General features: G+C 40.1%; 23 protein-coding genes. 15 read left to right on the top strand and 8 right to left on the bottom strand.

Annotation, left to right across the window (positions count from 1 at the left end; translation table 11 throughout):
- From FC32_RS01220 to FC32_RS01180, 10 genes are all read left to right on the top strand, one after another.
- A partial coding sequence (locus tag FC32_RS01220; protein WP_156398993.1) for a Rib/alpha-like domain-containing protein occupies window positions 1–483 on the top strand: 483 nt, incomplete at its 5' end.
- A 175-nt stretch (window positions 484–658) separates the two neighbouring features.
- Window positions 659–1,882 carry an accessory Sec system protein translocase subunit SecY2 gene (gene secY2 / locus FC32_RS01215; RefSeq protein ID WP_025086975.1) on the top strand — a complete coding sequence of 408 codons (1,224 nt, stop codon included), beginning with the start codon at window positions 659–661 and terminating at the stop codon, window positions 1,880–1,882.
- Window positions 1,883–1,897: 15 nt separating this feature from the next.
- Window positions 1,898–3,442 carry an accessory Sec system protein Asp1 gene (gene asp1 / locus FC32_RS01210; RefSeq protein WP_025086976.1) on the top strand — a complete coding sequence of 515 codons (1,545 nt, stop codon included), beginning with the start codon at window positions 1,898–1,900 and terminating at the stop codon, window positions 3,440–3,442.
- An 8-nt stretch (window positions 3,443–3,450) separates the two neighbouring features.
- The gene (gene asp2 / locus FC32_RS01205; RefSeq protein WP_025086977.1) at window positions 3,451–4,959 is read left to right on the top strand and encodes an accessory Sec system protein Asp2; all 1,509 of its coding nucleotides are present in this window, start codon (window positions 3,451–3,453) and stop codon (window positions 4,957–4,959) included.
- Entirely contained in the window at window positions 4,946–5,854 is a 909-nt protein-coding gene (asp3, locus tag FC32_RS01200) for an accessory Sec system protein Asp3 (RefSeq protein ID WP_025086978.1), read from the top strand. Before asp2 ends, asp3 begins: the two co-directional genes overlap by 14 nt.
- Window positions 5,855–8,218, top strand: coding sequence for an accessory Sec system translocase SecA2 (gene secA2 / locus FC32_RS01195; RefSeq protein WP_056957202.1), 2,364 nt, complete (start codon window positions 5,855–5,857; stop codon window positions 8,216–8,218).
- 26 nt (window positions 8,219–8,244) lie between these two features.
- Window positions 8,245–9,759, top strand: coding sequence for an accessory Sec system glycosyltransferase GtfA (gene gtfA, locus FC32_RS01190; RefSeq protein WP_025086979.1), 1,515 nt, complete (start codon window positions 8,245–8,247; stop codon window positions 9,757–9,759).
- Window positions 9,752–11,074, top strand: coding sequence for an accessory Sec system glycosylation chaperone GtfB (gene gtfB / locus FC32_RS01185; protein WP_025086980.1), 1,323 nt, complete (start codon window positions 9,752–9,754; stop codon window positions 11,072–11,074). Before gtfA ends, gtfB begins: the two co-directional genes overlap by 8 nt.
- Before the next feature lies 1 nt (window position 11,075).
- Entirely contained in the window at window positions 11,076–11,246 is a 171-nt protein-coding gene (locus FC32_RS10495) for a hypothetical protein (RefSeq protein WP_155891442.1), read from the top strand.
- A gap of 108 nt (window positions 11,247–11,354) precedes the next feature.
- Window positions 11,355–12,635, top strand: a complete 1,281-nt coding sequence (locus FC32_RS01180) for an NCS2 family permease (RefSeq protein ID WP_025086981.1) — start codon at window positions 11,355–11,357, stop codon at window positions 12,633–12,635.
- 43 nt (window positions 12,636–12,678) lie between these two features.
- Here FC32_RS01180 and FC32_RS01175 read toward each other — a convergent pair whose 3' ends face one another.
- Entirely contained in the window at window positions 12,679–13,347 is a 669-nt protein-coding gene (locus tag FC32_RS01175) for a histidine phosphatase family protein (RefSeq protein ID WP_025086982.1), read from the bottom strand.
- A 126-nt stretch (window positions 13,348–13,473) separates the two neighbouring features.
- On the opposite strand from FC32_RS01175, the gene FC32_RS01170 reads away from it, so the two are divergent.
- Entirely contained in the window at window positions 13,474–14,559 is a 1,086-nt protein-coding gene (locus FC32_RS01170) for a DHHA1 domain-containing protein (protein WP_025086983.1), read from the top strand.
- Window positions 14,560–14,678: 119 nt separating this feature from the next.
- Window positions 14,679–14,825, top strand: coding sequence for a hypothetical protein (locus FC32_RS10490; RefSeq protein WP_155891443.1), 147 nt, complete (start codon window positions 14,679–14,681; stop codon window positions 14,823–14,825).
- Window positions 14,826–14,879: 54 nt separating this feature from the next.
- Here the strand turns inward: FC32_RS10490 and FC32_RS01165 are convergent, their stop codons facing one another.
- Window positions 14,880–15,116 (bottom strand): DUF2922 domain-containing protein, encoded by a 237-nt coding sequence (locus tag FC32_RS01165; protein ID WP_025086984.1) that lies wholly within the window; start codon window positions 15,114–15,116, stop codon window positions 14,880–14,882.
- A gap of 19 nt (window positions 15,117–15,135) precedes the next feature.
- Window positions 15,136–15,336 (bottom strand): DUF1659 domain-containing protein, encoded by a 201-nt coding sequence (locus FC32_RS01160; RefSeq protein ID WP_025086985.1) that lies wholly within the window; start codon window positions 15,334–15,336, stop codon window positions 15,136–15,138.
- A gap of 590 nt (window positions 15,337–15,926) precedes the next feature.
- On the opposite strand from FC32_RS01160, the gene FC32_RS01155 reads away from it, so the two are divergent.
- Window positions 15,927–16,703 (top strand): LytR/AlgR family response regulator transcription factor, encoded by a 777-nt coding sequence (locus FC32_RS01155; RefSeq protein ID WP_025086986.1) that lies wholly within the window; start codon window positions 15,927–15,929, stop codon window positions 16,701–16,703.
- Window positions 16,704–17,060: 357 nt separating this feature from the next.
- On the opposite strand, the gene FC32_RS01150 is transcribed toward FC32_RS01155, so the two are convergent.
- The 5 genes from FC32_RS01150 to FC32_RS01130 form a co-directional block, all read right to left on the bottom strand.
- Window positions 17,061–17,777: an ABC transporter ATP-binding protein gene (locus tag FC32_RS01150; RefSeq protein WP_025086987.1), complete on the bottom strand. Its 717-nt coding sequence runs from the start codon at window positions 17,775–17,777 to the stop codon at window positions 17,061–17,063.
- Between the two features lie 70 nt (window positions 17,778–17,847).
- Window positions 17,848–18,615, bottom strand: coding sequence for an ABC transporter permease subunit (locus FC32_RS01145; RefSeq protein ID WP_025086988.1), 768 nt, complete (start codon window positions 18,613–18,615; stop codon window positions 17,848–17,850).
- 20 nt (window positions 18,616–18,635) lie between these two features.
- Window positions 18,636–19,607: an aliphatic sulfonate ABC transporter substrate-binding protein gene (locus tag FC32_RS01140; protein ID WP_025086989.1), complete on the bottom strand. Its 972-nt coding sequence runs from the start codon at window positions 19,605–19,607 to the stop codon at window positions 18,636–18,638.
- Between the two features lie 6 nt (window positions 19,608–19,613).
- Window positions 19,614–21,137, bottom strand: a complete 1,524-nt coding sequence (locus FC32_RS01135; RefSeq protein ID WP_025086990.1) for an AMP-binding protein — start codon at window positions 21,135–21,137, stop codon at window positions 19,614–19,616.
- Window positions 21,134–22,300 carry an acyltransferase gene (locus FC32_RS01130; protein WP_025086991.1) on the bottom strand — a complete coding sequence of 389 codons (1,167 nt, stop codon included), beginning with the start codon at window positions 22,298–22,300 and terminating at the stop codon, window positions 21,134–21,136. Before FC32_RS01130 ends, FC32_RS01135 begins: the two co-directional genes overlap by 4 nt.
- A gap of 271 nt (window positions 22,301–22,571) precedes the next feature.
- Between FC32_RS01130 and FC32_RS01125 the strand changes: the two genes are divergently transcribed.
- Together FC32_RS01125 and FC32_RS01120 are read left to right on the top strand one after the other, a co-directional pair.
- Window positions 22,572–24,356, top strand: a complete 1,785-nt coding sequence (locus FC32_RS01125) for a DUF2207 domain-containing protein (RefSeq protein ID WP_235804333.1) — start codon at window positions 22,572–22,574, stop codon at window positions 24,354–24,356.
- A 169-nt stretch (window positions 24,357–24,525) separates the two neighbouring features.
- Window positions 24,526–25,086 carry a histidine phosphatase family protein gene (locus FC32_RS01120; protein ID WP_025086992.1) on the top strand — a complete coding sequence of 187 codons (561 nt, stop codon included), beginning with the start codon at window positions 24,526–24,528 and terminating at the stop codon, window positions 25,084–25,086.
- Window positions 25,087–25,131: the final 45 nt, after the last annotated feature.

The raw sequence follows: 25,131 nt of genomic DNA, 5'->3' as shown, positions 1-25,131 counted from the left end.
ACAACGGATGCAGACAAGTACACGCCAGAAGGTCAAGATGTGACAACAACTGTTGGCGGTAACCCATCAGCTTCCGATGGCATCAAGAATAAAGAAGACATGCCAGCAGGCACAACGTATGAATGGGAAAGTCCAGTAGATACTTCAACACCAGGTATCAAGGAAGGCATAGTTATCGTGAAGTATCCAGATGGATCAAGCGAACGCGTAGTAGTAAGAGTTATCGTTGGTACAAATGACGACTATGTAGCACCAACTACACCAGGTACACAAAAACCAACTGCTCCAACTCAAACTAAGACAGATGATACTAAAGCACCAGTTGTTAAGGTAACATCAAATACTGGTAATACAAGTGAAGGTAAAGAATTGCCACAAATGGGTAATGCAAATAACAATGCACTTGGATTAGCAGGTCTTGGATTACTTGCAAGTTCAGCCTTGATCGTAGCTAAAGGCAAAAAAAAACGCAAAAATAACTAAGCCTTAACATATGTGATCTGTTGATCATCCAAAAGAGACTGTGGCTACGGCTACAGTCTCTTTTACATATTAATTTAAATACAAAAAGACTTTATCTATTATTCTCAAACGAGATAAATGTATAATGTAAGTAGGGCAAAACCAAAATAATTTGAGTAAAATTAGGAGGGAAAAAATGAGCAGGAAACCACTTATTCGAAGGATTCTTTTTAGCGCAGTCATTTTGGCTGTTTATGGCTTTGGAAAAGATATTCCGTTACCCAATGCAGATATTTACCAGGTGACTGAACAACTTAAAGAAGCAAGTTTTTTGCAAATTACAAGTTTAGCTACCGGTGGGAATTTTACCGCACCAACGATTTTTTCCTTAGGGTTAGCGCCTTGGATGGCCGGAATGATCTTCTGGCAACTTTTAACATTAACTAAAATGGGTGGAATTGATCAAATGCCCAAAGAAAAAAGTGATCGGTGGCGCAACCTTTTGATTTTACTGATAGCGGTGATCGAAGGGTACGGCACGACTTATATGTTACGAGATTATTTTAGTGAATTTACTCAATTCCAAGTTTTTCAAACGTGTTTACTCATCGTGGCTGGAGCGTTCTTTTTGATTTGGTTAGCTAGCGTGAACACGGTGTACGGTCTAGGAGGTCCTAGTTTAGTGATCCTCTTTGGGATGGTCAGCTCTTATCGTGTCCCAGTTGCTCAAATTACCCGCATGATTTTGGTTGAAGATCTTTGGGGGAGAATCGTTTTAGCAATTCTCGTTGGCGTGATTGTTTTGGGGCTGATCGCCCTTGCATTGATTTTTGAACGCTCGGAATATCGTTTGCCGGTAAATCGTATTATGAACACGGCTGATATGCAAAAAAGTGCCTATATTCCTTTAAAGTTAAATGCTGGTGGGAGTTTAGCGTTTATGTTTAGTTTGACAGTTTTGTTGCTGCCACAAATTATTTTCCAATATTTGGCAGATAGCTACCCGCAAAATAATGTTTTTTGGTGGTTAGAGAACAATAGTACAACAACTTCATTTTTTGGAGTAACACTGTATAACGTGATTTTATTTGCGTTAGCCGTCTTGTTTGCGCAAGTAATGTTAGATGTAACTGATTTAGCGGAGAATTTACGCAAAAATGGTGATTACTTCACGAATATTCGTCCAGGAAAAGAGACAAAGAAGTATTTAAAACAAAAACAAAATGCGACTGCTTTTATCGGTGCAACGTTTACTGTTATCGTGGCGGGTTTACCGTTATATCTAGGCGTGATCTGGCCAGAATATGCTGCCGTGGTACTAATGCCAGGTTTGACGATTATTTTGGTCGGCATAATAACCTCGATCATTTTACAAATACGTGCGATCAATACTTTAAGTAGTTATGAAAAACTTTTATAGAAAGGGGCAAAACAGATGTATTATTTTGTACCTGCGTGGTTTAAGAACCCTGATCGGCCCTTTTACAACGTGGCGCAACCATGGTATTGGGAAAGTAACCGGCTAGAATTTGATGATGCGATCAATCAGCTCAAGATGTTTCAGCAAGCTGACCAAGACGTTAAACTGTTAAACATCGGTTATATGCCTAGTTTACGTTCCTTTTTGCACCGGCAAGAGATCGATAATTTGAAATATTTCAGTATCTTTGATGAATTACAAGCGATCAATGTTACCGGAATGCGTCGCATCGCTTTAGCTGACTTGAATTTTCCAGCTGAAGTGGAATTTAACTATACGCCTTTTAAGATCTTTGCCTTTAAAGCCAGCATGAAATATGCTGAAATTGAGCTGGGAAATTTAGGCGAAATTTTAAAGGTGACTCTTTATGAAAATGAAGCACTAAAAAAGACTTATGTTTTTGATGATCGGGGCTTCTTATCAAGTATTATGTACTATAAAAATAACGCGCCGGTTAAACAAGCGTATTTGAATCTAAATGGTGAAGTGCGTTTTAGTGAAGATCTAGTTACAAAAGAGATCACGGTCACTCCCAATTTTCAGGCTGAATTTCGCCAAGCACATTATCAAAATATTCAAGCTTTGGTGACGGAACGTTTGTTAGAATTTTTGAAAATCGTTACACCAAAGGATACATTTGTTTTAGCGGCTGGTGGGGGACGGACGAAGCTGACCTTAGAGTTATTGACCACACCTAAGATCGTATTGTCGTATTTTTCAGGACGCAACAAGCAAGCTGAAACGCTCCCGACTGAACAGCTCGCAAAAGTTGACCTAGTCGTGGCAGATACGAAAAAAACGGCTGAATTGCTTAAAGAGTCCTATCCAGCCGAAAAGATTAAGTTAGTTACGCCGTTTGATACTCGGTTGCGTTTAGGGCATAGTCAGCGCTTAGCCCAAGTGAAATTACTATTTTTAGTGGATCAAGTCACACCTAAAGTTTTTAAAGCAGCTTTGGAACAACTACTAACACTAGTGGAACAACGAAAAGACTTAGAGTTAGAAGTGGGAATCTTGCGCCGAAATGATTATGATCTTGAAAATTTAAAAGAAAAGATTTTAAAGAAGGCCCCAGAACTGCAAGTACTTTTACCCGGAGAGCTTGATGAACAAGGGGAAAATGAGCTTGAAGAAATGACGTATACGGGGAAAGTTACGTTAAACTACTTGGATACGGAAAATGCGCTCGTTAAGACGATGGATCAAACACGAATCTTGATCGATCTTGGGACGCCACCTAATCTTTATGCGCAGATTGCTGCAATCAGTGCAGGGATCCCCCAGATAACCTTAGCTGCCGATCCGTTAGTGGAACATCAAAAAAATGGCTTACAGCTCCAAAATGATGTCAAAAAATTGACGTCAGCGATCGCTTATTATACTGACGGGCTTAAACATTGGAATGAAGCCATGACACATGCGGTTGCTAAAATTGCTGATCTAACTGGGGGCAAGTTAGTAAATCAGTGGGAACAGTGGCTCAAAGACACAGATAAGTAGGTGATAAGATGAAGATCCTTCAAATCGGAAATGAAAATTTAGGGTTACAGGCCCAATTGAGTGCAGATACTGAATGGAAGTACTGTGAGCTAACAAAAATTACTGAATTGATCGCTTTTTACGCCGATAATGAAGATGAAAAATTTGATTTTGCTGCGGTGTTTTTCACATCTTATCTCAGTGAAGAACAATTAGCCCCACTCAAGAAATATTTAAGTGCTTATCGCGTTTTTGTAGTTGAAGGTCTTAAAATTCCTGAGTTGGAACAAAAATATTGTCCGTGGCATTTTAAGCTCGCCGACTTAGCTCAAACTGTCAAAGATGTCGAAAAAAACTTCTTTAAACGCCAATATGGTGAAAACATTGCGGTGGAACAAATTTCACTCAATCAGAGTTTTACGGGAGAAAAAACCTATCTTGGACGCCATAAACTAAAACTTGTAGGCAATTTTGGCAAAGAATTTACGCCGTTAGTTTTTTGGCGCCGAAACCTTGATATCAACGCCGAAAATGATTTAGAATTTTGGCCTGTCTATCAAAAGAGCGCTAATGTTGCCGTTAAATTGGTCATTAAAGTAATTACTGGTGCAGGTGAACTTAAGCAATATGAGTTTGATGAACATGCTTTACAACGACCAGTGATCATTAAGAGTGAGCAAAAAGGTTACGTGTCGCTTAGTTTATGGGCTAAAGGAAAAGGTGACTTGGAATTAGGCAACATTAATTGGCGCTTGAGTCGTAATCAGTATGGTACTTTGATCTTAGGTGGTCAAAGATATGCCGATGCTGAGCGAGACGAATTATTTTATTATTTTGAACCTGGTGACCTGACCCCACCATTAAATGTTTATTTTGCGGGTTATCAACAACGGACTGGTTTTGAAGGTTACTTCATGATGAAGCGGATGGGAAAACCTTTTATCTTATTTGCAGACCCACGTTTAGAAGGGGGCAGCTTTTATCTAGGTTCCCAACAGTATGAACAACAAATTCAATTCATTTTAAAAACGACGCTAGAAAAATTAGGCTTTAAACCAGAAGATTTGATCTTATCAGGTCTTTCAATGGGAACGACTGGCGCATTGTATTATGGCAGTAAAGTTGGTCCCACTGCGGTGATCGTTGGTAAGCCATTGGTAAATCTAGGGACGATCGCCCAAAATAACATGTTACACCGGGCAAATGAATTTGATACCTCCCTTGATCTATTGTTGAAGTTACGTAAAGAGGTCTCAAGTGAGCAAGCTAAAGCGTTAAACGCTCAAATGTTAGCCACACTCAAGGATTCAAAGCTCGCTCAAAGCCAACTAGCGCTAGCGTACATGCGCGAAGATGATTATGATGATCAGGCGTTTCATGATTTAGTTGAGGTTTTACCAAGTGATGAAGGCAAGATCATCGGGCACGGCTATACCGGTCGTCATAACGATGAATCAAGCAAGATCGTTAGGTGGTATTTACAGCAATACGAAGCCAGTTTGCAACAGTTTGAGGATGATGAAGATGAAAGAATTTAGAGCTAGTATCATTACTTGGAATCCAAGCGAAGATCAGACTTATTTACCTGGTTCGGTGATCAAAGAAACTGCAAAAGGGGTCTCGTTTAAAAATGAATTGATGAGTCCGGGAAAAACGATCGTTAAATGGTTTTCCCAGGTTAACTATCAAGCGACTAAGATCGTCCCTAAATTACCACTACTCGAAGTAGGTAAACGTTATTGCTTAACGCTTGAAGCAACAGTTCCGGCAAAGAAAGCCTACTTAAAATTAGTCTTTTTGAATCGCTTTGGTGAAATCATTACGACTGAATTTGTCAAAGAGTGCGTGGGAACTTTTATTGTCCCAGCTGGAACGTATGAATATCAGATCGAGTTGATCAATGCAGGGGTCAAAGAATTTGTCTTTGAGCGCTTGATCGTGACTCATGCAAAAGATGAATTTATTGATAACTATTTGTTTGAGCTAAACGACCCTGATCAAAAAGCAATGGCAGTCTTTTTTGCGGAACCGTCACTTCACGGACTGTTTAAGCCTAAGATGTTAAAAAATAGTTTATTGATCAGTAGTCTTAACGGTTATCACGCTTTTGCGCAAGTGCCTGAATTACAAAAACGTTTAACCGAGCTAAATGAACAGGTAGATAAGCTTGTCTTTGTAGGAAGTGGACCGATTTCAGCGCTAGTGGCGACTTATTATGGCGTGGTCTTTGAGCGTGAAGTATTAGTGCCCAATACAGCTGAAGTTGCTTTAGAAAAATTAGTTGAGCTTACAGGTACAAGTGAAAAAATTTCTGCACTCAAAGAAAAGTTGAAAACAGCAAAAAGTTATCATCAAAATGTGAAAAGTGCAGATTATTTTGCAGCCAAGTTGTATGAAAAGAATGCAAACTATGATTTTTTGAGGGTCAAATAAATGAAAATATCAAATTTGGTCGATCAGAAAGATTATCGACAAATACACCGACAATTAAATAAGATAAATCATTTAGCACCTACGATGGCAGAACTTTCGGATGCCCAACTACAGGCAAAAACAGCTGAATTTAAGGAACGTTACCACCAAACTCACGACCTGGATAGCCTGTTACCTGAAGCATTTGCCACGATCAGAGAAGCAGCTAAACGTGTGCTGAAAATGTATCCTTATGATGTTCAAGTCATTGGGGGAATCATCATGCATATGGGAAATATTGCTGAAATGAAAACCGGGGAAGGTAAGACTTTAACGGCGGTCATGCCCTTATATTTGAATGCTTTGAGTGGTGAAAGCACGATTTTGGTGACACCAAATGAATATTTAGCCAGTCGGGATGCTGAAGAAATGAAGCCACTCTATGAATTTTTAGGTTTAAGTTTAGGCTGTCGGGTAAGTGATGGTGAACGGCGGATCGAACCAGAAGAAAAACGGGCGATCTATCAAAAAGACATTGTGTACACGACCAATGCGGTCTTAGGTTTTGACTATTTGATCGATAACTTAGCGGAAAATGCGACTAAAAAATTCATGCCTGACTTTAACTACGTGATCATTGATGAAGCCGATGCAATTTTATTAGATTCGGCGCAAACCCCATTGATCATTTCAGGTGCACCTAGAGTTCAGTCCAATTTATACGAATTAGTTGATAACTTTGTTGTAACCCTTAAAGAAGATGAGGGCTACAGTTTAGATGAAAAACGAGAAGGGGTGTGGCTAACTAGCGCAGGGATCGATGAAGCAGAGCGTTATTTTTCCGTGGAAGATCTCTATGACAGTAAGCACACTGAACTAGTTAAACACATCGAATTGGCTTTAAAAGCCCACACGTTGTTTGAAAATGAAAAAGAATATGTGGTGCGCGCAGGTAAAGTTTGCTTGCTTGACCGGCAAGATGGGCGGATCTTAGAAATGACTAAGCTTCAAGGGGGCCAACACCAAGCACTAGAAGCTAAAGAACACGTTGAGATCACGCCAAACATGCGGGCGATGGCTTCGATCACTTATCAAAATTTATTCAAGCTGTTTAAAAAGACTGCAGGAATGTCGGGAACAGCTAAGACGCAAGAAGATGAATTGATCGATGTTTATCAGATGAAAGTTCTCCAAGTTCCGACTAATAACCCTGTTCAGCGAGTTGATGAGCCTGATGAAGTCTATCTGACCTTACCTGAAAAACTGCGGGCTTCCATGGAATTAGTCAAAAAATTACATGCGACTGGGCAACCGATCTTGTTAGCAACTGGCTCAGTTGAACTCTCAGAAATCTACTCGCAGTTGCTTTTAGCTGAAAAGATCCCGCATAACGTGTTGAATGCGTATAACGATGCCAAAGAAGCACAGATCATCAAAGAAGCTGGCCAATACGGCAGTGTGACCGTAGCGACTTCGATGGCGGGACGTGGCACTGATATCAAATTAGGTGAAGGTGTGGCCAAGCTAGGTGGCTTAGCGGTGATCGGGACCGAAAAAATGCTCAACAAGCGCATGGAATTACAATTGCGCGGTCGGGCTGGACGCCAGGGAGATCCGGGCTTTAGTAAATTTTTTGTCTCGTTAGAAGATGAGATCGTTCAAAAATATAGTGGTAAAAAAATCGAGAAATATTGGCGGAAGCACAAGGATGATCCGCCGAATCGTCCTTTGGGCGCTAGATATCGGCGCATCGTACAAAATGCCCAAGTTGTCAGTGAAATGAGTGGTGAATCGCAACGTCGCTTAGTCTTATCATTTGATGAAAGTGTTAAGACGCAACGTGAGATGATCTATCAACAACGCAATGACTTTATTTTTCAAAAAGGTGAATTTTCTTACGATATCATGGGTCTGATCGAAAAAGACATCGTTGCTTTTCTAAAAACGCCTGATTTGGACGCTCAAGCGGTCAAACGATATATTTTTGATAACCTGAGTTATACGGCTAAAATTTCAAGCAAAAAACTTGATGTCACACAGCCGGATAAGTTAAAAGAGATATTACTTGGAATCGCGCAAAATGAATTGCGCAAAAAAGATAAGTTTTTAAAAACGGCGGCACAAAAAGCTGATTTTTATCGCTTATGCTTATTAAAAGCGATCGATACGAGCTGGATCGAAGAAGTTGATACGTTAGAACAGTTGAAAAATCTAACTTTAGCACGGACATCATCCCAACGTAATCCAGTTTTTGAATATCACTTTGAAGCTCAAAAGGCATACCAAGTAATGCGCCAAAACATGCGCCGTTTAGCCTTACAAAATCTATTGTTGAGTACGATCACGGTGAAAAAAGATGGTAGTTTGGACATTTATTTTGCATAAAATTTTATTAGAAAGGAAAAAGCAAGATGACAGTATATAGCTTTAATCAAGGGATAGGTTGGGCAAGTAGTGGGGTCGAATATGCCCAAGCTTATCGGGCTAAAGTCTTTAAAAATTTAGGAATCGAGGCTAAATTTATTTTTACCGATTTGATCTTAGGTGAAAATCTTGAGACCTTAACTGCCAATATTGGCTTTGATGATGAAGAGATCATCTGGCTTTATCAATACTTTACCGATATTAAAATTGCGCCTTCAAGTTATACTTTAGATCAATTAAAAGCTAGTTTAGACTTTGAAAAGCGCCAAGGTAAACTTGAACGAGTCAATGAGCACACGGTACGGTTACTTTTTGCTAAAGATGATCAATATGCTACGGCGTATTTAAAAAAAGGTACTGCTGATATCGTTGATCGTGTTGAGTATGTTTCTGGGAAATATTTGATCAGAAAAGATTACTTTACGTATACGCGCTTGTTTACGGAATACTATGCTCCCTTTGACAATAAGGCGACCGTTTACTTACGTCGTTTTTATAACGAAGATGGCATCGCCTATGAAGAATTTGTCGATCAAGATAAATCCTGGTATCGGTTCAAAGATAAAATCTGCTATTCTAAAGCGGAATTCATCGAATACTTTATCAGATCATTGCAATTGACCAAAGATGACGTGCTGATCATTGATCGTGCCACGGTCGTAGGTCAACCAGCACTTGTAGCACATGGCCCGGCGAAAATAGGCGTGGTTGTGCATGCGGAACATTTCAGTGAAAATTCCACCGATGATGATTATATTTTGTGGAATAATTTTTATGAGTATCAATTTGATCATGCCGACGAGATCGATTTTTTTGTGACTGCGACGGAGAAACAAAAAGAACTCCTAAGTGCTCAATTCAAGAAATATCGCGGGATAGAACCAAAAATCGTTGCGATCCCAGTCGGAAGTTTAGCTAAACTTAGCCAACCAACCGTAAAACGCAAACCTTATTCATTGATCACCGCGTCACGTTTGGCGGGAGAAAAGCATATCGATTGGTTGATCCAAGCCGTTGTGAAAGCTAAAAAGCAATTGCCAGAATTGTCGTTTGATATCTATGGTGAAGGTTCGCAACGCTCGTTATTAAACAACTTGATCACTGCCAACAATGCCCAAGATTACATCAAATTAAAGGGGCATCATGACTTAAAAACGATTTATCCTAAATATGAAGCCTATCTTTCTGGTTCGACTAGCGAAGGCTTTGGGTTGACTTTGATGGAGGCGGTTGGATCTGGTTTGGGTATGATCGGGCTTAATGTCCGTTATGGTAACCAAACTTTTATTGCTGACGGAAAAAATGGTTATTTGTTAGATTTTAAAAATACAAATGAGCAAAAACTGTTGATCGATTCCTTAGCAGAAAAGATCGTTGAATTCTTTACGACAGCTGATTTAACTGAAGTTCATCAAGTCTCTTATGACTTAGCTAAAGGGTATTTAACAACTGAAGTGGAACAAAAATGGCAAAATTTATTGGGGGAATTGAAAAATGATTAATTTATTTGATAAAAATGATCAAAAAACGCGTGATTTGATGACCTCACTTGACCAAGCTGGCTTTGCGCACCAAACAGTTTTTTTAGCTGATGACGGCTGGTTGCCCCTTGGCAGTGAATCGCCTTATATGTATTTTACAGGGCGCACCAATCAGGGACGGGCACGTTATTTTAATGAGCTTACCTTGCCTAAATATTGGGAGATCCATGGAAGTAATAGTGAAGCTTCTATCAGCTTTTATGGTGTGACCAAAGCCAAGATCAATTATGCCTTACCAAAAGAACGTCGCTTGATCAAAAGCGTTGATTGGTTAGATCCAAGTGGCAAGCTTCATTTTACCGATCACTATGACCGAGCAGGGGTTCGCTTTGCCCAAACAGTCTACGATAAAGCGCAAACGCCGATCGTTAGGACTTATTTTGATGAGGCCCAAAATGAAGTGATCGTCGAAAATTTTGTCACCAAAGATATTTTATTGACTCAAGCTGGCAAGACGTTAAACTTCAAAAATTTAGTCGACTTTACGTTGTATTATTTAGCACAACGCAAATTTGACTTACAACAGATCTTTATCAATTCCTTGGGCACCCCACTCTTAGTTTTGGCCCGCTTACCGCAAACTGGTGCTGATGTCGTCTTTTGGCAAGAAGAGCTCACCGATAATATCCCGGGAAATATGCAATTTATTTTAGATGGCGAACTTCCACGGGTCAAAAAGATCGTTATGCAAGACGAAAAAACTTATGCACGGGCAAAAGAATTGGTGCCAGAGACGGAGATGTTTGCCAACCTTGGTTTTATTTATGCCAAGAAACGGGCTAATCACCACCAAAAAACGGCGCTTATCTTGACTAACAGCGATCAATTAGAACAATTTATCACCTTAGTTGACGAGTTGCCTGATTTTGAGTTTAAGATCGCAGCGGTCACCGAAATGTCACAACATTTGATGAATTTAGGTCAGGCGGATAATATTGAACTTTATCCGAATGTGTCGCAAAAAGAACTCGCTGATCTTTGGCAAAGCGCAGACTTTTACTTGGATATCAATCATCAAAATGAATTGCAAAATGCGGTCCGCCAAGCCTATGAAAATGACATGTTGATCTTGAGTTTTGAAAATACCTTGCATGATCCAAACTTTGTCGCTAAAGAAAATGTTTATCGGCCAAGCGAGGCTAAAGCCATGGCAGCTAAGCTCAGACGAGCAGCTAGTGAGCGCAAGTATTTAGCTGAACTTTTGGCTAAGCAAGCTAAACAAGCAAAAGAAGCAACGGTAGCACAATATCAGGAAATTTTAGGGCAGGTGAAGTAAAATGAATGACCCAAAAGATCCCTTGAACCAAGATATCGCTAAACGATTAGAGAAAGTTAGAAAAGAAGTTCCTAAAATCAAGCAAAAAAGTCTTAAACAACGCCTGACGATGATCTTTATGGCAGTCATCTTTTTGCTGATTATGATTTTTTCGATCATTCGATATTTCTAAATATCTGCAAAAGTAGTGTCACTTTGATGCTACTTTTTTGATTTGGTTGTTAGTTGTAATTTTGTTAAAATAAAACGATGTGTAAAAAATTAAACGAGGGGTAGAGTGATGTTAGCAAACTTTAAAAGCTTAACAAAAGAGCAGCGTAAAACAGAAATAATTGCTGGTCTAACAGGTTTTTTTGCGATTTCTTATATCATTATCGTTAATCCGATCATCTTGACCGATGCAAAGATCCCGGCTGCATTAAGCGTTTTTGCCACGATTTTTTCTTCGGCATTAGGGTGCTTGATCATGGGGCTCTGGGCTAATGCACCGATCATCATCACACCAGGGATGGGAGTCAATGCCTTTTTCACCTATACGTTGGTGATCGGGATGAAGCTTGATTGGCAACAGGCGATCGCGATTTCGATCATCAGTAGTGTGATCTATATGATCGTAGCGTTTAGCAAAGTGAGTGAAAAACTCTCCCAAGCGATCCCCCAAGAATTAAAGATCGGGATCACGGCTGGGATCGGGATGTTTTTAGTCACTTTAGGACTAGAAAAAGCACAATTGATCACGCAAGGTGACAGTCGTTCCTTACTAGCAGTGGGAGATCTGGCTAAACCTGAAGCGTTACTAGCTTTGTTTGGCTTAGCTTTGACCCTAGTCTTGTATTTACGGAAAACGACCGGGGGCTTTATGATTGCGATCATAGTGACAAGCGCACTGGGAGCGGTGTTAAATATTGGGTTACAAGATCCGCCCAAGGTCAGTTTGGCTGATTTGTGGCAATATAAGGAGATCTTAGCGCAAGGTGATTTTAGTAGCTTATTTAGCTTAAAATTTTTATTGGCAGTCTTTTCGATGACCATGATCTTAGTCTTTGAATCAATGGGGATCTTGGAAGGATTGTTGCCCGAAGCTGACAAGTTTAAAAAGACCTTTGAAGCAAGTTCAGTTGCCACTTTTTGTTCAGGCTTTTTAGGCACAAGTCCTACGGTAGCAGCGGCGGAAAGTGCTGCGGGGATCGAATCTGGTGGTAAAACTGGTTTGATGTCACTTGTTAGTGGCGGAATGTTTTTATTAGCGCTATTTTTTATTCCACTTTTGAGTTATGTGCCTCAAGCTGCGATCGCACCGGTAATTATTATCACTGGAGCGATCATGATGCAACAGTTAAAAGCAATCAATTTTGACGATTTTTCAGAATGGTTCCCAGCCTTTTTGATCGTCGTCTTGATTCCTTTGACTGGTTCGATCTCGGTTGGTTTAGCATTTGGTTTTGCGGCTTATCCACTCGTAAAGATCGCGGCTAAAAAGAGCCAAGCAGTCACACCATTATTAGCGATCTTGAGTATTTTATTTATTTTACAATTGATCTGTGAAGCTGTCTTTTTATAAGCAAATAAAAGCCACTAACGAGCGTTCGTTAGTGGCTTTTGTGTTAATATGTTTCACTATCTAAATAGTGGTTGTAGTATTCGACTTTAACATCGTCATCTGAAACAATCAATTTAGTCACGGCACCATTTTTAGGACCAAGCAAACCTGCCCCGATCTCAGGAGCAAAATGATCAACGATACTTCTGATCGTGATACTGTGACTGACTAAGAGCACATCTTGGCCATCTTTAGTGTGGCGCCGTAAATGATCAAATCCCGCATTGAGCCGTGCCCAATATTGCTCATCATTTTCGGCGTCTTTAAATGGGTCAGTCTCATGTAAAAGATCGCGTGTTTTTCCCAGGTTATATTTTCTTAAAATGTCGTTATAAGTCCGGCAACCATGCAAGGCACCAACCATCAGCCAAGTTTGGGCGGCATCATTGCCTTCAAAATAACCAAAGCTTTGTTCGCGGAAATTTTTGATCTCACTAGGTGTAAGGTCAGCTGCGTGGTGGTTATTTTCCAAAATAAAATGACAAGTGCGCATTGCGCGGGTCGTATCGGAGTGATATGCTTTGTCAAATTTGATGTCGGCTAAATGTTTGCCGGCATTTTTGGCATCATTGACACCTTTTTCTGTCAATGGTGAATCACACCAACCTTGGAGACGGTTATAACTGTTTAAAATCGTTTGACCATGGCGGACCATGTAAAGAGTAAATGTCATTTTCATACCTCACAATATGTTCATTACCTTAAATAATAACATGCACAGACTAGCTTTTAAAGCAAGGTTATGGGTATAATTGAGAGAGTAGAAAAATGAGCGGATTATTAGAAAGGAAAGCAACCATTGAAAAAAACACGACATATTAAGCTTTTTTCGCATAACGATCTCGATGGCTTTGGCGCACCCGTTTTAATTACAACGTTAGCTCCTTATCTTTTTAAGGATGTAGAGTTTGATTTGACGACTTGTTCGGCAGGAAATCTTGATCGTGAGTTGTCCTATTGGTTTAGGCAACCAGATATCGCACGCTTCACAGATGTATACATTATGGATATGACGCCCGACAGCGAATATTCTTTCCAACAATTAGAACAGCGCTTTGCTAACCACTGGTTGATCTTTGACCATCATGAAAGTGAAGAAGAATTGCGGGCTCGTTACCGGACTAACTGCATTAAGCCCCTAGATGAAGGGAAAAATCCGAGTGCAGTGAGTTTAGTTTTTGACTGGTTGAGTCAAAAGCCAGAATTTTCCAAGGTCCCCCAAGATATTCAAGCTAAAGTCGCTGAACTAGTTGAATTGATCCGCGCTTATGACACCTGGGATTGGCAAAATGATCCGTTGATGTCACCTGAAGAACGCACGGCTGCGGATGAATTAAACCAACTCTTTTGGTTTTATCCGTTAAGCAAGTCAAAAAGCTTTGTTGAGAGCGTCTTTGCAACGGGCTGGGAAGATTACCGCCAAGCAAATGAATTGTTGGTGAGCACCTTAAATGGCAGAAGACAACGCTATTTAGATAAACATTTAAAAAATGTGGAAACATGTGAACTTGAAGGGCGCACTTTTGGGGTCGTTTATGCAAGTGACTATAAATCAGAGATTGCTCATGCTTTGCTCAAGCGCTATGACGTTGATGCAGCGTTAGTAATTGACGGTCACAGCGTATCTTTGCGCTCAAATGGTCGCTTAGATGTTGCTAAATTTGCAGCTGAATATTTTGGCGGTGGTGGCCATGCCGATTCGGCTGGGGGCAAATTAGACGTCGAACCACTAAAGATTGCGGAACAAGCAGTGATCGATTCCATGCGCCAACATGCGACGTTAAATGCGGATGTCGCTAAACAAAACAGCAATGAAAAAGCTTCGTTGGCCGATCAACTTGATCCAGAAATGGCAGCGAAATTAGCTGCTTTATTTGGTGAATAATAAAAAAGATGACTACTGGTTGAGTCATCTTTTTTTGTGTAAGCAGATAATGGCACTTATGTTTGTATCCGTTTACAAAGGTTGTTATACTAAAAATATATTAGAAAGAGAGGCTTATGATGGAAAAAACAAAGCGACATAAAGTAAAAGTTGCGTTAGTCTATCTTTGTTTAGCAGCCGCTTTAGGTGGACTGGCATTTTCTAGCTGGTCGCACCGTAATGAGACGAGGTCAGGGTTTGATACCAAAATGAGTCGATCAGAATAAATAAACGCGCCCACGAGCAGACACGTGGGCGCGTTTATTTATTGAGCACAGCGACTATTTTTTAGCATCATCGTTAAATAATACTTTATCAGTCGTATCAACGTATGTGGCACTGACAGGGATCCCATAGACCAAATCCCCGTTCTTATCGGTAAACATTTTTAAAGCAGCTAATTCTTGCATTGCCTTTTTGACAGTTGCGTCGTCAAGTTCAGAATTGATGAATTTCAATTGCAAGTGGTGCATTGAGCCCTTAGTTGCTGAACGAAAGCCAAGATCTAATTTCTTCATGTTGCGTTCCAACCTTTCTTTAATTTAATTGTGTTGTGGTAGTTTCAACTACAGTGCGTAACTTTTCACCAGTAAGTAAGGCAATAAGTTGGCCGAATCGTTGAAGTTGTTCAGGGGAGACATTTTGTGAGACGTTATTGAAACTACGTTGGCGCATGCCACCTTCAGCCTTTTCCAATACTACGCGGACAGCATTTTTATCCCATTTTACTTCAGTCATATTCATGACCTCCTTAAGATTATTTTTTGTAAGGTACGATCGCTGCTTACACTATTAGTAACGAAATGAAGTTGCGATTTGTTACCCCCAAAAAAATATTTTTGGCAAATTTTGGGGGAAAAGTGCGCTAAAACGAGTTTACGGACGGAAAAATAATTTTATCTCAGCAGCATTAATGTAAAATAAGATACCTAGAATGCTGACTTGGGAAAAATACGGCAAAATGCGCTAATTATTGATAATATTTGATAATAAGCAGGTTATTTGGAAGGGAAACATTTTATAAGGGGGGACGTTATTTAAAACAGCGAAAATAATTCCCTTAGAAAGGTAAAATGTGGAGGGAGATTAAATAAAGCTGAGAGTTAACTGTATCAAGGGCCAAGTAACGAGAAACATTAACCTAAAAACTACACGACTATCGCCAATGTTTCTGGTTGGTTAGCGCTAAAGATGCAGATAGTAGCAAGAGAAAATAATAAGATAGGCTAAACATCTTTAGTCAATGAATTTAAGAAAGGAAAAGCTATATTTCTTTCTAACAGCAGCTGTTTTTATGTTATTCCACATTTTATATAGCAGAGAACTTTTTGAAATATAACGTTCTTCTATTGGTAGAAAAAGCTTTTCAAAAAATGTTTACAGTTTTGATGGACGTGGCGATCATGATCCAGGCAGAAACGATCCAAAATAAACTTGAAGTAGGAGGGAGTTTTAACAGTAGTGATGATTTATTAGATTTTGTGACTAAACAAGGGGTAATTTACGGTATTTATATTTTAGAGATCGAATTACTAGAAAAAAATAATGGGTTGGACGTGGCAGAACAGATCTTAAAAGTCGATCAAAATGCGCAGATCATTTTTGTTACGCGCTTCAATACCAGCGCAAATTATGTCTTTTTTCGGCGCATTCCAGCATTAGATTGTATCGTGGTCGAGCGGATCGGTGATGATGCGCTGCAAAAACGTTTGAATGATACCTTAGAACTAGCGGTAAAAAAACTGGATTTGATCGACCAGTCGCCCCAGATCATTTTTAACTATCAAGTGGGACGTGAGACGTATTATGAGAACCTTGATAATGTGATCTATATAACGACGCATAACCATAAACCCCATCGCCTGTGTGTTTACTTGTTAAATAATACGGTCGATATTACCGGCAACTTGCAAAACTTACTCGACCGTTATCCCACGCTTAAACGGATCTCGCAATCTTGTATCATTAATCTTCGGAATGTTAAGTCGGTCGATTTTAGAAACCATAAGATCATGTTTCGCAATGGAGATGTCGAGTATTTTCCTGCACGTACTAATTATAAAATCAGGAATTTGCTAAAAGATTTTACAAATTCTGACAAATAGGAACAAAAATGGGCAACATAGGAAAAAAATGAATCTTAAAAAAATATCTGTTATGATAATGGCATAGCTTGATGGAGTTTGTAATTGAGCTATGGCTTTTAAAATGTGGCAGGCATTGAAACGTGAGTGCAGTGGCAAAATATAATATCCTAAAACAATTCGCGCCTCGCCAGTGGCTTTGCGCTCAGTGTTTTGCTCATTTTGGAAGTTGTCGTTATATTAGCCTTTTTATGAATTTGATAGATATTTGACAGCGGTCAGATAAGTAATTGTACACCCTTTTGGAGAGATCACAGCAATGTGGTCTCTTTTTTGATGCCAAAACAAAAAGCCTGGATTTTCATCCAGACTTTTTGCTTAAATACCATAGATCACATCTAGCACTTTTTGTTCGGTATGATCGCGTTGCAATCGTTGTTCATCGGCGCTTCCCGTATAATTGGGGTTGTCAAAACGCCCGCTGATCCCTTGGTCTTTGATGACGTAGATCTTGTCAGCCATGCGGACCGCTTCTGCGATATCATGGGTGACTAAGACCGTAGTGATCGCTTGTTTTTGGCAAATGTCTAAGATCAGATCTTGCATTTTTTGGCGTGTTAGTGCATCTAAAGCGCCTAAAGGTTCATCTAATAAGAGTAGTTTAGGTTCTGACATCAAAGCCCGCGCCAAAGCGACCCGTTGCCGTTGTCCCCCAGAAAGTGCCGTAGGGTATTTATCGTAATGTTCGGTCAGATCAGTTAATTCTAGAAGTTCTTTTGCTTTAGCGAGCTTTTCAGGCGATTTATTAGCAAAAGTCAAATTTTCCATGACAGTCATCCAAGGCAAGAGGCGATCATCTTGGAACATGATCCGGGCTTCTTTATTTAAGCCCCGAACTTTGTGGCCGTTAAAAACGATCACACCACTAGTAGCTTCTTCTAACCCTGCGATCATACGCATGAGAGTACTTTTACCACCACCACTCATGCCGACAAGAGCGATAAAAGACCCTTTTTGGATATTCAAATCAACTGTATCTAAAATGGTGTTTTTACCGTAAGCTTTACTAACTTGCTTAACTTCCACTAAATTCATATGTTTCACCTTATACGCTAAAATAGTGGTTCTTTAGCGCACCTTTCTTCTCGAGTTGTTAGCAGTCAATTTAGGCTTTTTGCCAATCAAGACTGATGATCTCTAATTGCTTAGCCATAAAGTCAGAGAGTTTTCCGAGCAAGGCATAGATAATGATGCACAGATAAATGATCTTAACATTCATAAACTGTTGGGCATTTGTTGACATGTAGCCGATCCCGGAGTCGGCTGAAACAGTTTCCGCTACGATCAAGGAGACCCACATTGTCCCCAAAGAATACCGGACGCCCATTAAGATCGTTGGCAATGCTCCGGGGAAGATGATCTTAGTAAACAGTTGCCAGTTGGTAAGGTCATAAGAGCGCCCCATTTCTAGCAAGTCTTCTGAGACCGAAGAGATTCCGTGATAAGTATTGATGTAGATCGGGAAAAATGTTCCGACTGCTACTAAAAAGATCTTGGCACTTTCATCGATCCCTAAAACTAAGATGATCAACGGGATCAAGGCCATGTGAGGGATGTTACGTAACATTTGGATCGTGGAATCAAATGTTGCCCGAAATAACGCTGAGATCCCGGAAAATAGTCCAAAGAAAAAGCCTAGGCCACCACCCCAGATGAAACCAAGCGTAGCACGATACAGTGAGATACTGATATTTTTTTGTAAGGTCCCAGCTTGCCATGATTTGATCGCTTGAGCGACGATCGCTGACGGTGCAGGAACATACTGGGAGTTGATCAGTTTAGTTTGGACTGCGATCTGCCAAAACACGATGATGGCGACCGGTAAGATCCAAGGATAGACCTTAGTCCAAAAATTAGTTTTTGCTTTTTTCATATTACAGCCTTCCTTTTTGCTTATTTCAAATATTGGACATGTGATTTGACGTTGACTTTCTTTTTGATCACGCCTTGTTCATAAAAGAGGTTGGCAATGTCTTGTGATTCTTGGACCGCCGTTTTGGTCATGTAACCAAAGGAGTAAGTCCGGCGTTTGACCATTTTAGAGACAACGCTTGTGCTTAATTTAAGGCTCTTAGCCATCATTTTGATTGCTTTAGTTTGGTTTTTGTTGACCCATTGCATATCTTGGTTGAGATATTTGATGATCAACTTGCTAACTTTTTTATTACTTTTAGCAAAGCTAGTTGAAGCAACTAAGTAACTACGGTTGTTGTCGCTGATATCTGAACCGTTAACGAGTAACTTAGAACCATTTAATTCCAAGCGTGAAGTTTGTGGATCCCAGTTAGCCCAAGCATCGACCTTGCCTTTTTCATAGGCAACGGCAGCCGCACTTTGATCAAGGCTGACAAGTTCAACATCACTCGTGGAAAGACCTGCTTTTTGCAGAGCCTTTAATAAAAGATATTGTGAACTTGTTCCTTGCGTATAGGCGATCTTTTTACCCGCTAAGTCGCTTAATGAATTGATACCAGAAGAGGTCTTGACTAAAATCCCAGTTCCTTGTTCTTTTGAGCCCCCAGCACCAACATAAGTTAAGTTAGTTCCAGATGCTAAAGCTGTTACGGGTGGCGTGTCACCAGTACGAGCGTAATCGATCGCGCCAGTAGCTAAAGCTTGCATTTCGGCAGAACCATTTTGGAATTCTTTGAATTTGACTTTGTAGCCTGCTTTTTTCATTTTTTTAGCAAATTCACCACGTGTTTTAGCGATGTCAAATTCGTCACCAGCCTGATAACCGATCGTGATCGTAGTTAGTTTGGAAGATGTATCAGTCGTTTGTTTCCAGCCAAAATAAGCAATGAACAACCAGCCGATCAAAAAGACTACGATAAATATTTTTCTGAGTTGATGTGATTTAGCCAAAGAAATCTACCCCTCTTTTTCGATTTTTTGCAGTTGTTTGGATAATTCTTCTCGCATGATCTTGCGTGTCGGGTTGAGTGGGAAAGAATCAACAAAAAAGATTTTTTCCGGACGCCGATATTTAGGTAAAGTAGCGCGCGCATGTTCATTGATCAAGGTACGAGCTTTTTGGTGGTCAGCTTTAAATTTTTCGTCTAAAATAACAGCAGCAGTAACAACTTCACCATAGAGCTCATCGGGTGTCGGTACGACCGCCACATTTTGGATAAAATCAAGCTCTGCTAAGGCATTTTCGACGATGATCGGACTGACTTTTTCGCCCCCACGGTTGATAATGACGTGCTTGATGCGGCCATTCAACCACAAGTAGCCATCTTCATCAAAATAGCCTAGATCACCGGTATGAAACCAACCATGATGAAAATCTTTAGTGTTATTTCCGAGATAACTAGTGATAACATGGTCACCGGCGATGGCAATTTCTCCTTGGATATTGGGCTTAGAAGTATAGGAACCATCAGGCGCGATGATCTTAACATCTGTGTGATAAGGTTTACCCACCGAACCTCGTTTGATCGCATCTAGTGGGTTTAAAGTACATTGACTGCAAGCCTCGGTCATACCGTAGCCTTCAAGGATCGGAACTTTGAAAGTCTTGACGAATTCTTCGTGACGGTTTAGGGCAAGCATCGCTGAAGCACAGCGGATAAAGCGTAATTTATTATCGGGGTCAAAGGTTTGCCGTGATGCTTCATTTTTCAAAAGGATCGTGACGATCGTGGGGACGATCGAAGACCAAGTAGCATCAACTTCTTTGATCCAACGCCAAAAGTTACGTGCACTAAAGCGGGGGGCGATGGCAATTTTTCCACCTGAAAGTAACGTAGCGTTAATGATCAACTCTTGAGCGTTGATATGAAACATGGGCATCACGATCAAGACGGTATCGTCAGGGGTCAATTCATGACTCGTAAGATCATAGTTAGCTGCTTTGTACATAATTTCATGGCTTAGCCCGACTTGTTTAGGCTTACCAGTGGTTCCGCTCGTATTTAAGATCCAGCCCAGAGTCGATTCAAGTGGAACTTGTGGACGACCAGCGGAAAGATCACGTTGGTAAAAGAAAACCATTTCCGGTAAGGTTTGGAGCGAAAGGGCAACCATTTCCAAGTTAGGGTCAGAGCTAAAGGCTTGGGCTTTTTCTTTAGTCAAGATGATCCCTTGATAATGATTTTGGTCGTGATCGCTTTTTAGTTCACTGGCTGGAGTTTCAGCTGAAACGGGGTGAGCCGTGATACCTAAACGCCAAAGGGCTTGGTTGATCGGAATATAACCCGCGGAATTTTCCAATGACATTAAGACCACGTCATCACGGCCGAAATTTGCTTGGCGCAAGACTTGTTGGAATAAAGCGATGTCGGCTTCAACTTGTGAACCATCAAACCATTGATCAAGGCGAATATCGCGTAAAAATTTTCGGTCTTTATTTTGAGTTAAGTTATCTTTGAGATCCTTCGTTAAATTTGTCATGCTTTCAGATCCTTTCGTTTAAGCAATTGATGGTGGTTGGGGCGCCCGATCAAAGCGCCAAATGGGGGAACTTTTAGGCAAAATTCCGCGATCAACCATGAGATACCGAGCACAAAAAAATAGCCCACAGGTAGTAGCGCCAATAAGACACTACTACTGAGTTGTGTTTTGAGACTATTTAAGATGCCAGTTAAAAATAACAGCGGGATCGTTTGAAGTAAGTAGATCCCAAAGGAAACTTTAGCTGCCTTTTCAACGAGCCTGCTAAACCAGCGCCAAGTTGGTTTAGTGCGATTATCGGCGTATTTTAGACAGATGATGATGATCGAACTGATCACAAAAACGGCATAAAAGAACATATACGGTTGGTGGATCAAATTAGCATTATGTTGTGGTAGGTGTAAGACGGCTACGTTAAAGTGATATAAAGCTAATGTGCCAAGCGATAAAATGATAGTCGTAATAAAGATCAGTTTCTGATGACGTAACAATAGTTTTTGGACATCGGCATAGTGGATCCAAGTATAAGCGCCAGCAATGAAATAAAATTGGTAGGTCAATAAGAGATTTCCGTAGTGGACTGCAAAATAAGGCCAGCCTTGATGACTGATATTAGGGTAAATGTATTTTGCATAGATCAACAAGATGACCTGCAAGATCGCGCTCACAAGCAAGATCGCTTCGTGATGATCTTCAAGCTTTTTAAACATCCAGACTAAAACTGGAAAGATCAAATACAGTTGAAAGATCACCAAAATATAGTAAAGATAGTAATGATCCCCCCGAATCATTGCTAAAAACCATTCTTTTCCCCATAAACCAAAGGAAAATGTGCCTGCAAGTAGTAAAGCGCAGAGCATGTAAAACCCATTAAAAAATATGTAAGGAATTCCCGAACCCTTATACCTTTTTTTCCAAAATTCCCAGTAATTCACGTTAGGACGATCGTAATATTGCAAGAATAAAACAAGTCCGGTGACAAACATAAAACCCATGCGCGGAAAATGGAGCATCAAGTGAGTTGAAACTAAAAATTTACCGCTACTAGTGGATGTTTGCCCTAATGCACTGGAAAAAAGGGATGTGGTGTGATTGAGTAGGACCCCGAAAATGAAAAAGCATCGCATCAGGTCTACTTCATAAAGATATTTCTTCTTTGCCATAAATAGCTCCTTTATTTACGATAATCAATATCGTTCGTTTTTTTCATGAATAGGTGAGCTTTCATAAAAAAAGTTCGTCTATTTTGCCCGGGCAAGGAATATATTTAAATATAATATGGGAATGACGTGCTAAATATAACTCAATTAATAAATTCATACTCATATTTACCTTTTTTTAAGAATTTTTGTCAGTTTTACTTTTTATAAAAATAGACAGTAAAATTACGACCCTGTATACTAAAAGTGAATCTTTAAAAAAGGGGGGATATCAATGAAAAAGCGCTTTTATTGGATGTTGTTATTACTTAGTTTAGGCCTTATTTTTTTACTAAAACCAAGCACGATCTTGGCAGATGGTAGTTATGAGATCACTAACTATGATGCGGTCGCTCAAGTTAGAAGCGATGGCGCACTTGATTTCACGCAAAAAATAACTTACTCATTTGACGGTGATTTTAATGGCGTCTTTTACGACCAGAGCTTACAAAAGGTCGATAGTGTGACCGATGTGAGTGTGGCGATTACGCAAGATGATCAAGAAATTACCTTGCAAGAAAGTTCTGCGGGGACAAATAATACGTATCAGCTCACCCAAACAAGCGATAATTTAAACTTAAAAGTTTATCATCAGATCAGTGATAATGATATGATCGTCACCTACCATTATGTGTTAACAGGCTTGATCACTAATTATCAAGATAGTGCTGAGTTGAATTGGAAGATCTTGGGTAAAGGCTGGGATGAACCCTTGAGTAATGTAAAAGTTACGGTCCAATTCCCCACGGCACCGATCAACAGTTTACAGGCTTGGACGCATGGACCTTTGACCGGTCAAACTAATGTTGACAAACAAAAAGGTCAAGTCACCATGACCTTGCCCGAACTTTCGACGGATGCGATGCTTGAAACGCACATGCTGTTTCCCACGAGTGTGACTAAGGATAACCCTAAAGTTTCAACGAAAAAAATCAAGGCTAGTGTACAAAAAGCTGAAGCTAAATTAGCCAAAGAAGCAAATCAAAAGCGGCAAGCACAAGAAAAAAGAAGTCGATTACTTAAAAATATTTTCAGTGGGCTAGTTGGTCTATTATCCCTAGGTTTTATTGGAATTTTGGTGCGTAACCCGGGAAATAAAAAGCAAAAATTCCCACCGATAAAACATAGTTATGAAATCCCTGAACCTGATCCCCTTAAAGCAAAGGCATTATTGAGAATCGCACCCCCGACCGCACAAGAGTTAAGTGTTTATTTCCTAGAGTTGGCGGGGCAAAATAAGGTAGAAATAACCCAGGTTAACGATGATTATATTCTTAAATTACGCGATAAAGCCTTGTTAAAAGAACCGCTATTACGCTATTTGTTTGAAAAAGTAGGTAATGGGCAAGAGTTTAGTTTGACAGCGCTCAAAAAACACGGTAAACGCGAAAAAAATGCCAAACAGTTAGAAAAGAAATTTTCTGCTTGGTCACAAGAAATTTATGACCAAACGGCAGCGTTGGGCTACTTTGATCGTAAAAATCAACGGCTAAACTGGAGTGTTTTAGGCGGTATGGCTCTTAGTCTAATTGCTTTAGGTATCTTAGGTTTTGTGATCGGAGGTTGGATCGGTTGGACTAGTTTAGCCTTAGGGATCGTGATCGCGATCTTGAGTGGAAAATACTTCCTAACGCACTCTAATTATACGGCTAAAGGTCAAGCTCAAGTGTATCAGTTACGTTGCTTTAAGGCGATGCTAAAAGATGTCGGGCGCGTTGATCTCCGTGAAGTGGGTGATATCGTTTTATGGGAACAGATCTTACCATATGCTGTAGCGTTTGGTTTAGCTAAAAAAGTTATTAAAGCATTAGAAACACAGTTTGACACCACTGAGTTAGAAGTAGCCTTTGGACCATATTATGCCCTTTACTTTATGGGAGCATGGGACACTAGTTTTACCCAAAGTTTTGCGACCACATTTGGGAACGCAAGCACTTATTCCTCGGCAACTGGCGGATCTGGTGGCTTTTCAGGCGGTAGCTCCGGTGGTGGGGGCGGTGGCACAGGTGGTGCCTTTTAAATAAGATACAGTTTTAGCGCTAGGAACCTTAAGGGATTCTTAGCGCTATTTTAGTAATATTTTAAGTAAAAAACACTACAATGATTTGGTTGGCAGTTGGTTTTTCTCGGCAAAAAAGAAAGCGCTATATTTGTTGGGGAGAAAATAGAATATTATTGAGGGAAAATAAATGGAACAAACATTATATTTGATGCGCCATGGGCAGACATTATTTAACAGTTTAGGCAAGATTGAAGGCTGGAGCGATTCACCTTTGACCTTAAAAGGGATCGCCCAAGCAAAAGATGCTAGCAAGTATTTTAAAGACGTTGATTTATCAGCGGCTTATTGTTCAGCTTCGGAGCGTTGTTGCGATACTTTACGTCATTTAACGACCTTGCCTTATATGCGACTTAAGGGCTTAAAAGAACAAAACTTTGGCATTTTGGAAGGCGAACACGATTATTTACAACACTTGCGTCCTTACGGGGAACTTTTTGTAAAATATGGTGGTGAAAGCGACCAAGCAGTGCAAGAGCGCATGGTGCAAACCTGTACTGAGATCATGCAAAAATCAAGTGGGAGAACTGTTTTAGCGGTCACCCATGCCAATGCTTGCTTGCAATTTTTAAAACGTTGGAGTCCTACCGAAGAAGTTACAAGTGTACCAAATGGTTGTATCTTTAAATATGATTTCAATAAAGAAGATAATTCGTTTAAGTTACTAGAAAAGATCGAATTGGCTGTTTAGTAAAACTACCAAATTTCTGAAATGTCTCGGGGAAATTTTTGCTAT

Source organism: Ligilactobacillus apodemi DSM 16634 = JCM 16172 (assembly GCF_001434405.1).
Classification (GTDB): domain Bacteria; phylum Bacillota; class Bacilli; order Lactobacillales; family Lactobacillaceae; genus Ligilactobacillus; species Ligilactobacillus apodemi.
The sequence above is the reverse complement of the archived record's forward strand: the minus strand, read 5'-3'. Positions and strand labels throughout refer to the sequence as shown.

What these genes read in the sequence shown, in the direction of transcription:
- secY2 (WP_025086975.1), top strand. Translation starts at nt 659, where the DNA reads ATGAGCAGGAAACCACTTATTCGAAGGATTCTTTTTAGCGCAGTCATT.
- asp1 (WP_025086976.1), top strand. Translation starts at nt 1,898, where the DNA reads ATGTATTATTTTGTACCTGCGTGGTTTAAGAACCCTGATCGGCCCTTT.
- asp2 (WP_025086977.1), top strand. Translation starts at nt 3,451, where the DNA reads ATGAAGATCCTTCAAATCGGAAATGAAAATTTAGGGTTACAGGCCCAA.
- asp3 (WP_025086978.1), top strand. Translation starts at nt 4,946, where the DNA reads ATGAAAGAATTTAGAGCTAGTATCATTACTTGGAATCCAAGCGAAGAT.
- secA2 (WP_056957202.1), top strand. Translation starts at nt 5,855, where the DNA reads ATGAAAATATCAAATTTGGTCGATCAGAAAGATTATCGACAAATACAC.
- gtfA (WP_025086979.1), top strand. Translation starts at nt 8,245, where the DNA reads ATGACAGTATATAGCTTTAATCAAGGGATAGGTTGGGCAAGTAGTGGG.
- gtfB (WP_025086980.1), top strand. Translation starts at nt 9,752, where the DNA reads ATGATTAATTTATTTGATAAAAATGATCAAAAAACGCGTGATTTGATG.
- FC32_RS10495 (WP_155891442.1), top strand. Translation starts at nt 11,076, where the DNA reads ATGAATGACCCAAAAGATCCCTTGAACCAAGATATCGCTAAACGATTA.
- FC32_RS01180 (WP_025086981.1), top strand. Translation starts at nt 11,355, where the DNA reads ATGTTAGCAAACTTTAAAAGCTTAACAAAAGAGCAGCGTAAAACAGAA.
- FC32_RS01175 (WP_025086982.1), bottom strand. Translation starts at nt 13,347, where the DNA reads ATGACATTTACTCTTTACATGGTCCGCCATGGTCAAACGATTTTAAAC.
- FC32_RS10490 (WP_155891443.1), top strand. Translation starts at nt 14,679, where the DNA reads ATGGAAAAAACAAAGCGACATAAAGTAAAAGTTGCGTTAGTCTATCTT.
- FC32_RS01165 (WP_025086984.1), bottom strand. Translation starts at nt 15,116, where the DNA reads ATGAAGAAATTAGATCTTGGCTTTCGTTCAGCAACTAAGGGCTCAATG.
- FC32_RS01160 (WP_025086985.1), bottom strand. Translation starts at nt 15,336, where the DNA reads ATGACTGAAGTAAAATGGGATAAAAATGCTGTCCGCGTAGTATTGGAA.
- FC32_RS01150 (WP_025086987.1), bottom strand. Translation starts at nt 17,777, where the DNA reads ATGAATTTAGTGGAAGTTAAGCAAGTTAGTAAAGCTTACGGTAAAAAC.
- FC32_RS01145 (WP_025086988.1), bottom strand. Translation starts at nt 18,615, where the DNA reads ATGAAAAAAGCAAAAACTAATTTTTGGACTAAGGTCTATCCTTGGATC.
- FC32_RS01135 (WP_025086990.1), bottom strand. Translation starts at nt 21,137, where the DNA reads ATGACAAATTTAACGAAGGATCTCAAAGATAACTTAACTCAAAATAAA.
- FC32_RS01130 (WP_025086991.1), bottom strand. Translation starts at nt 22,300, where the DNA reads ATGGCAAAGAAGAAATATCTTTATGAAGTAGACCTGATGCGATGCTTT.
- FC32_RS01125 (WP_235804333.1), top strand. Translation starts at nt 22,572, where the DNA reads ATGAAAAAGCGCTTTTATTGGATGTTGTTATTACTTAGTTTAGGCCTT.
- FC32_RS01120 (WP_025086992.1), top strand. Translation starts at nt 24,526, where the DNA reads ATGGAACAAACATTATATTTGATGCGCCATGGGCAGACATTATTTAAC.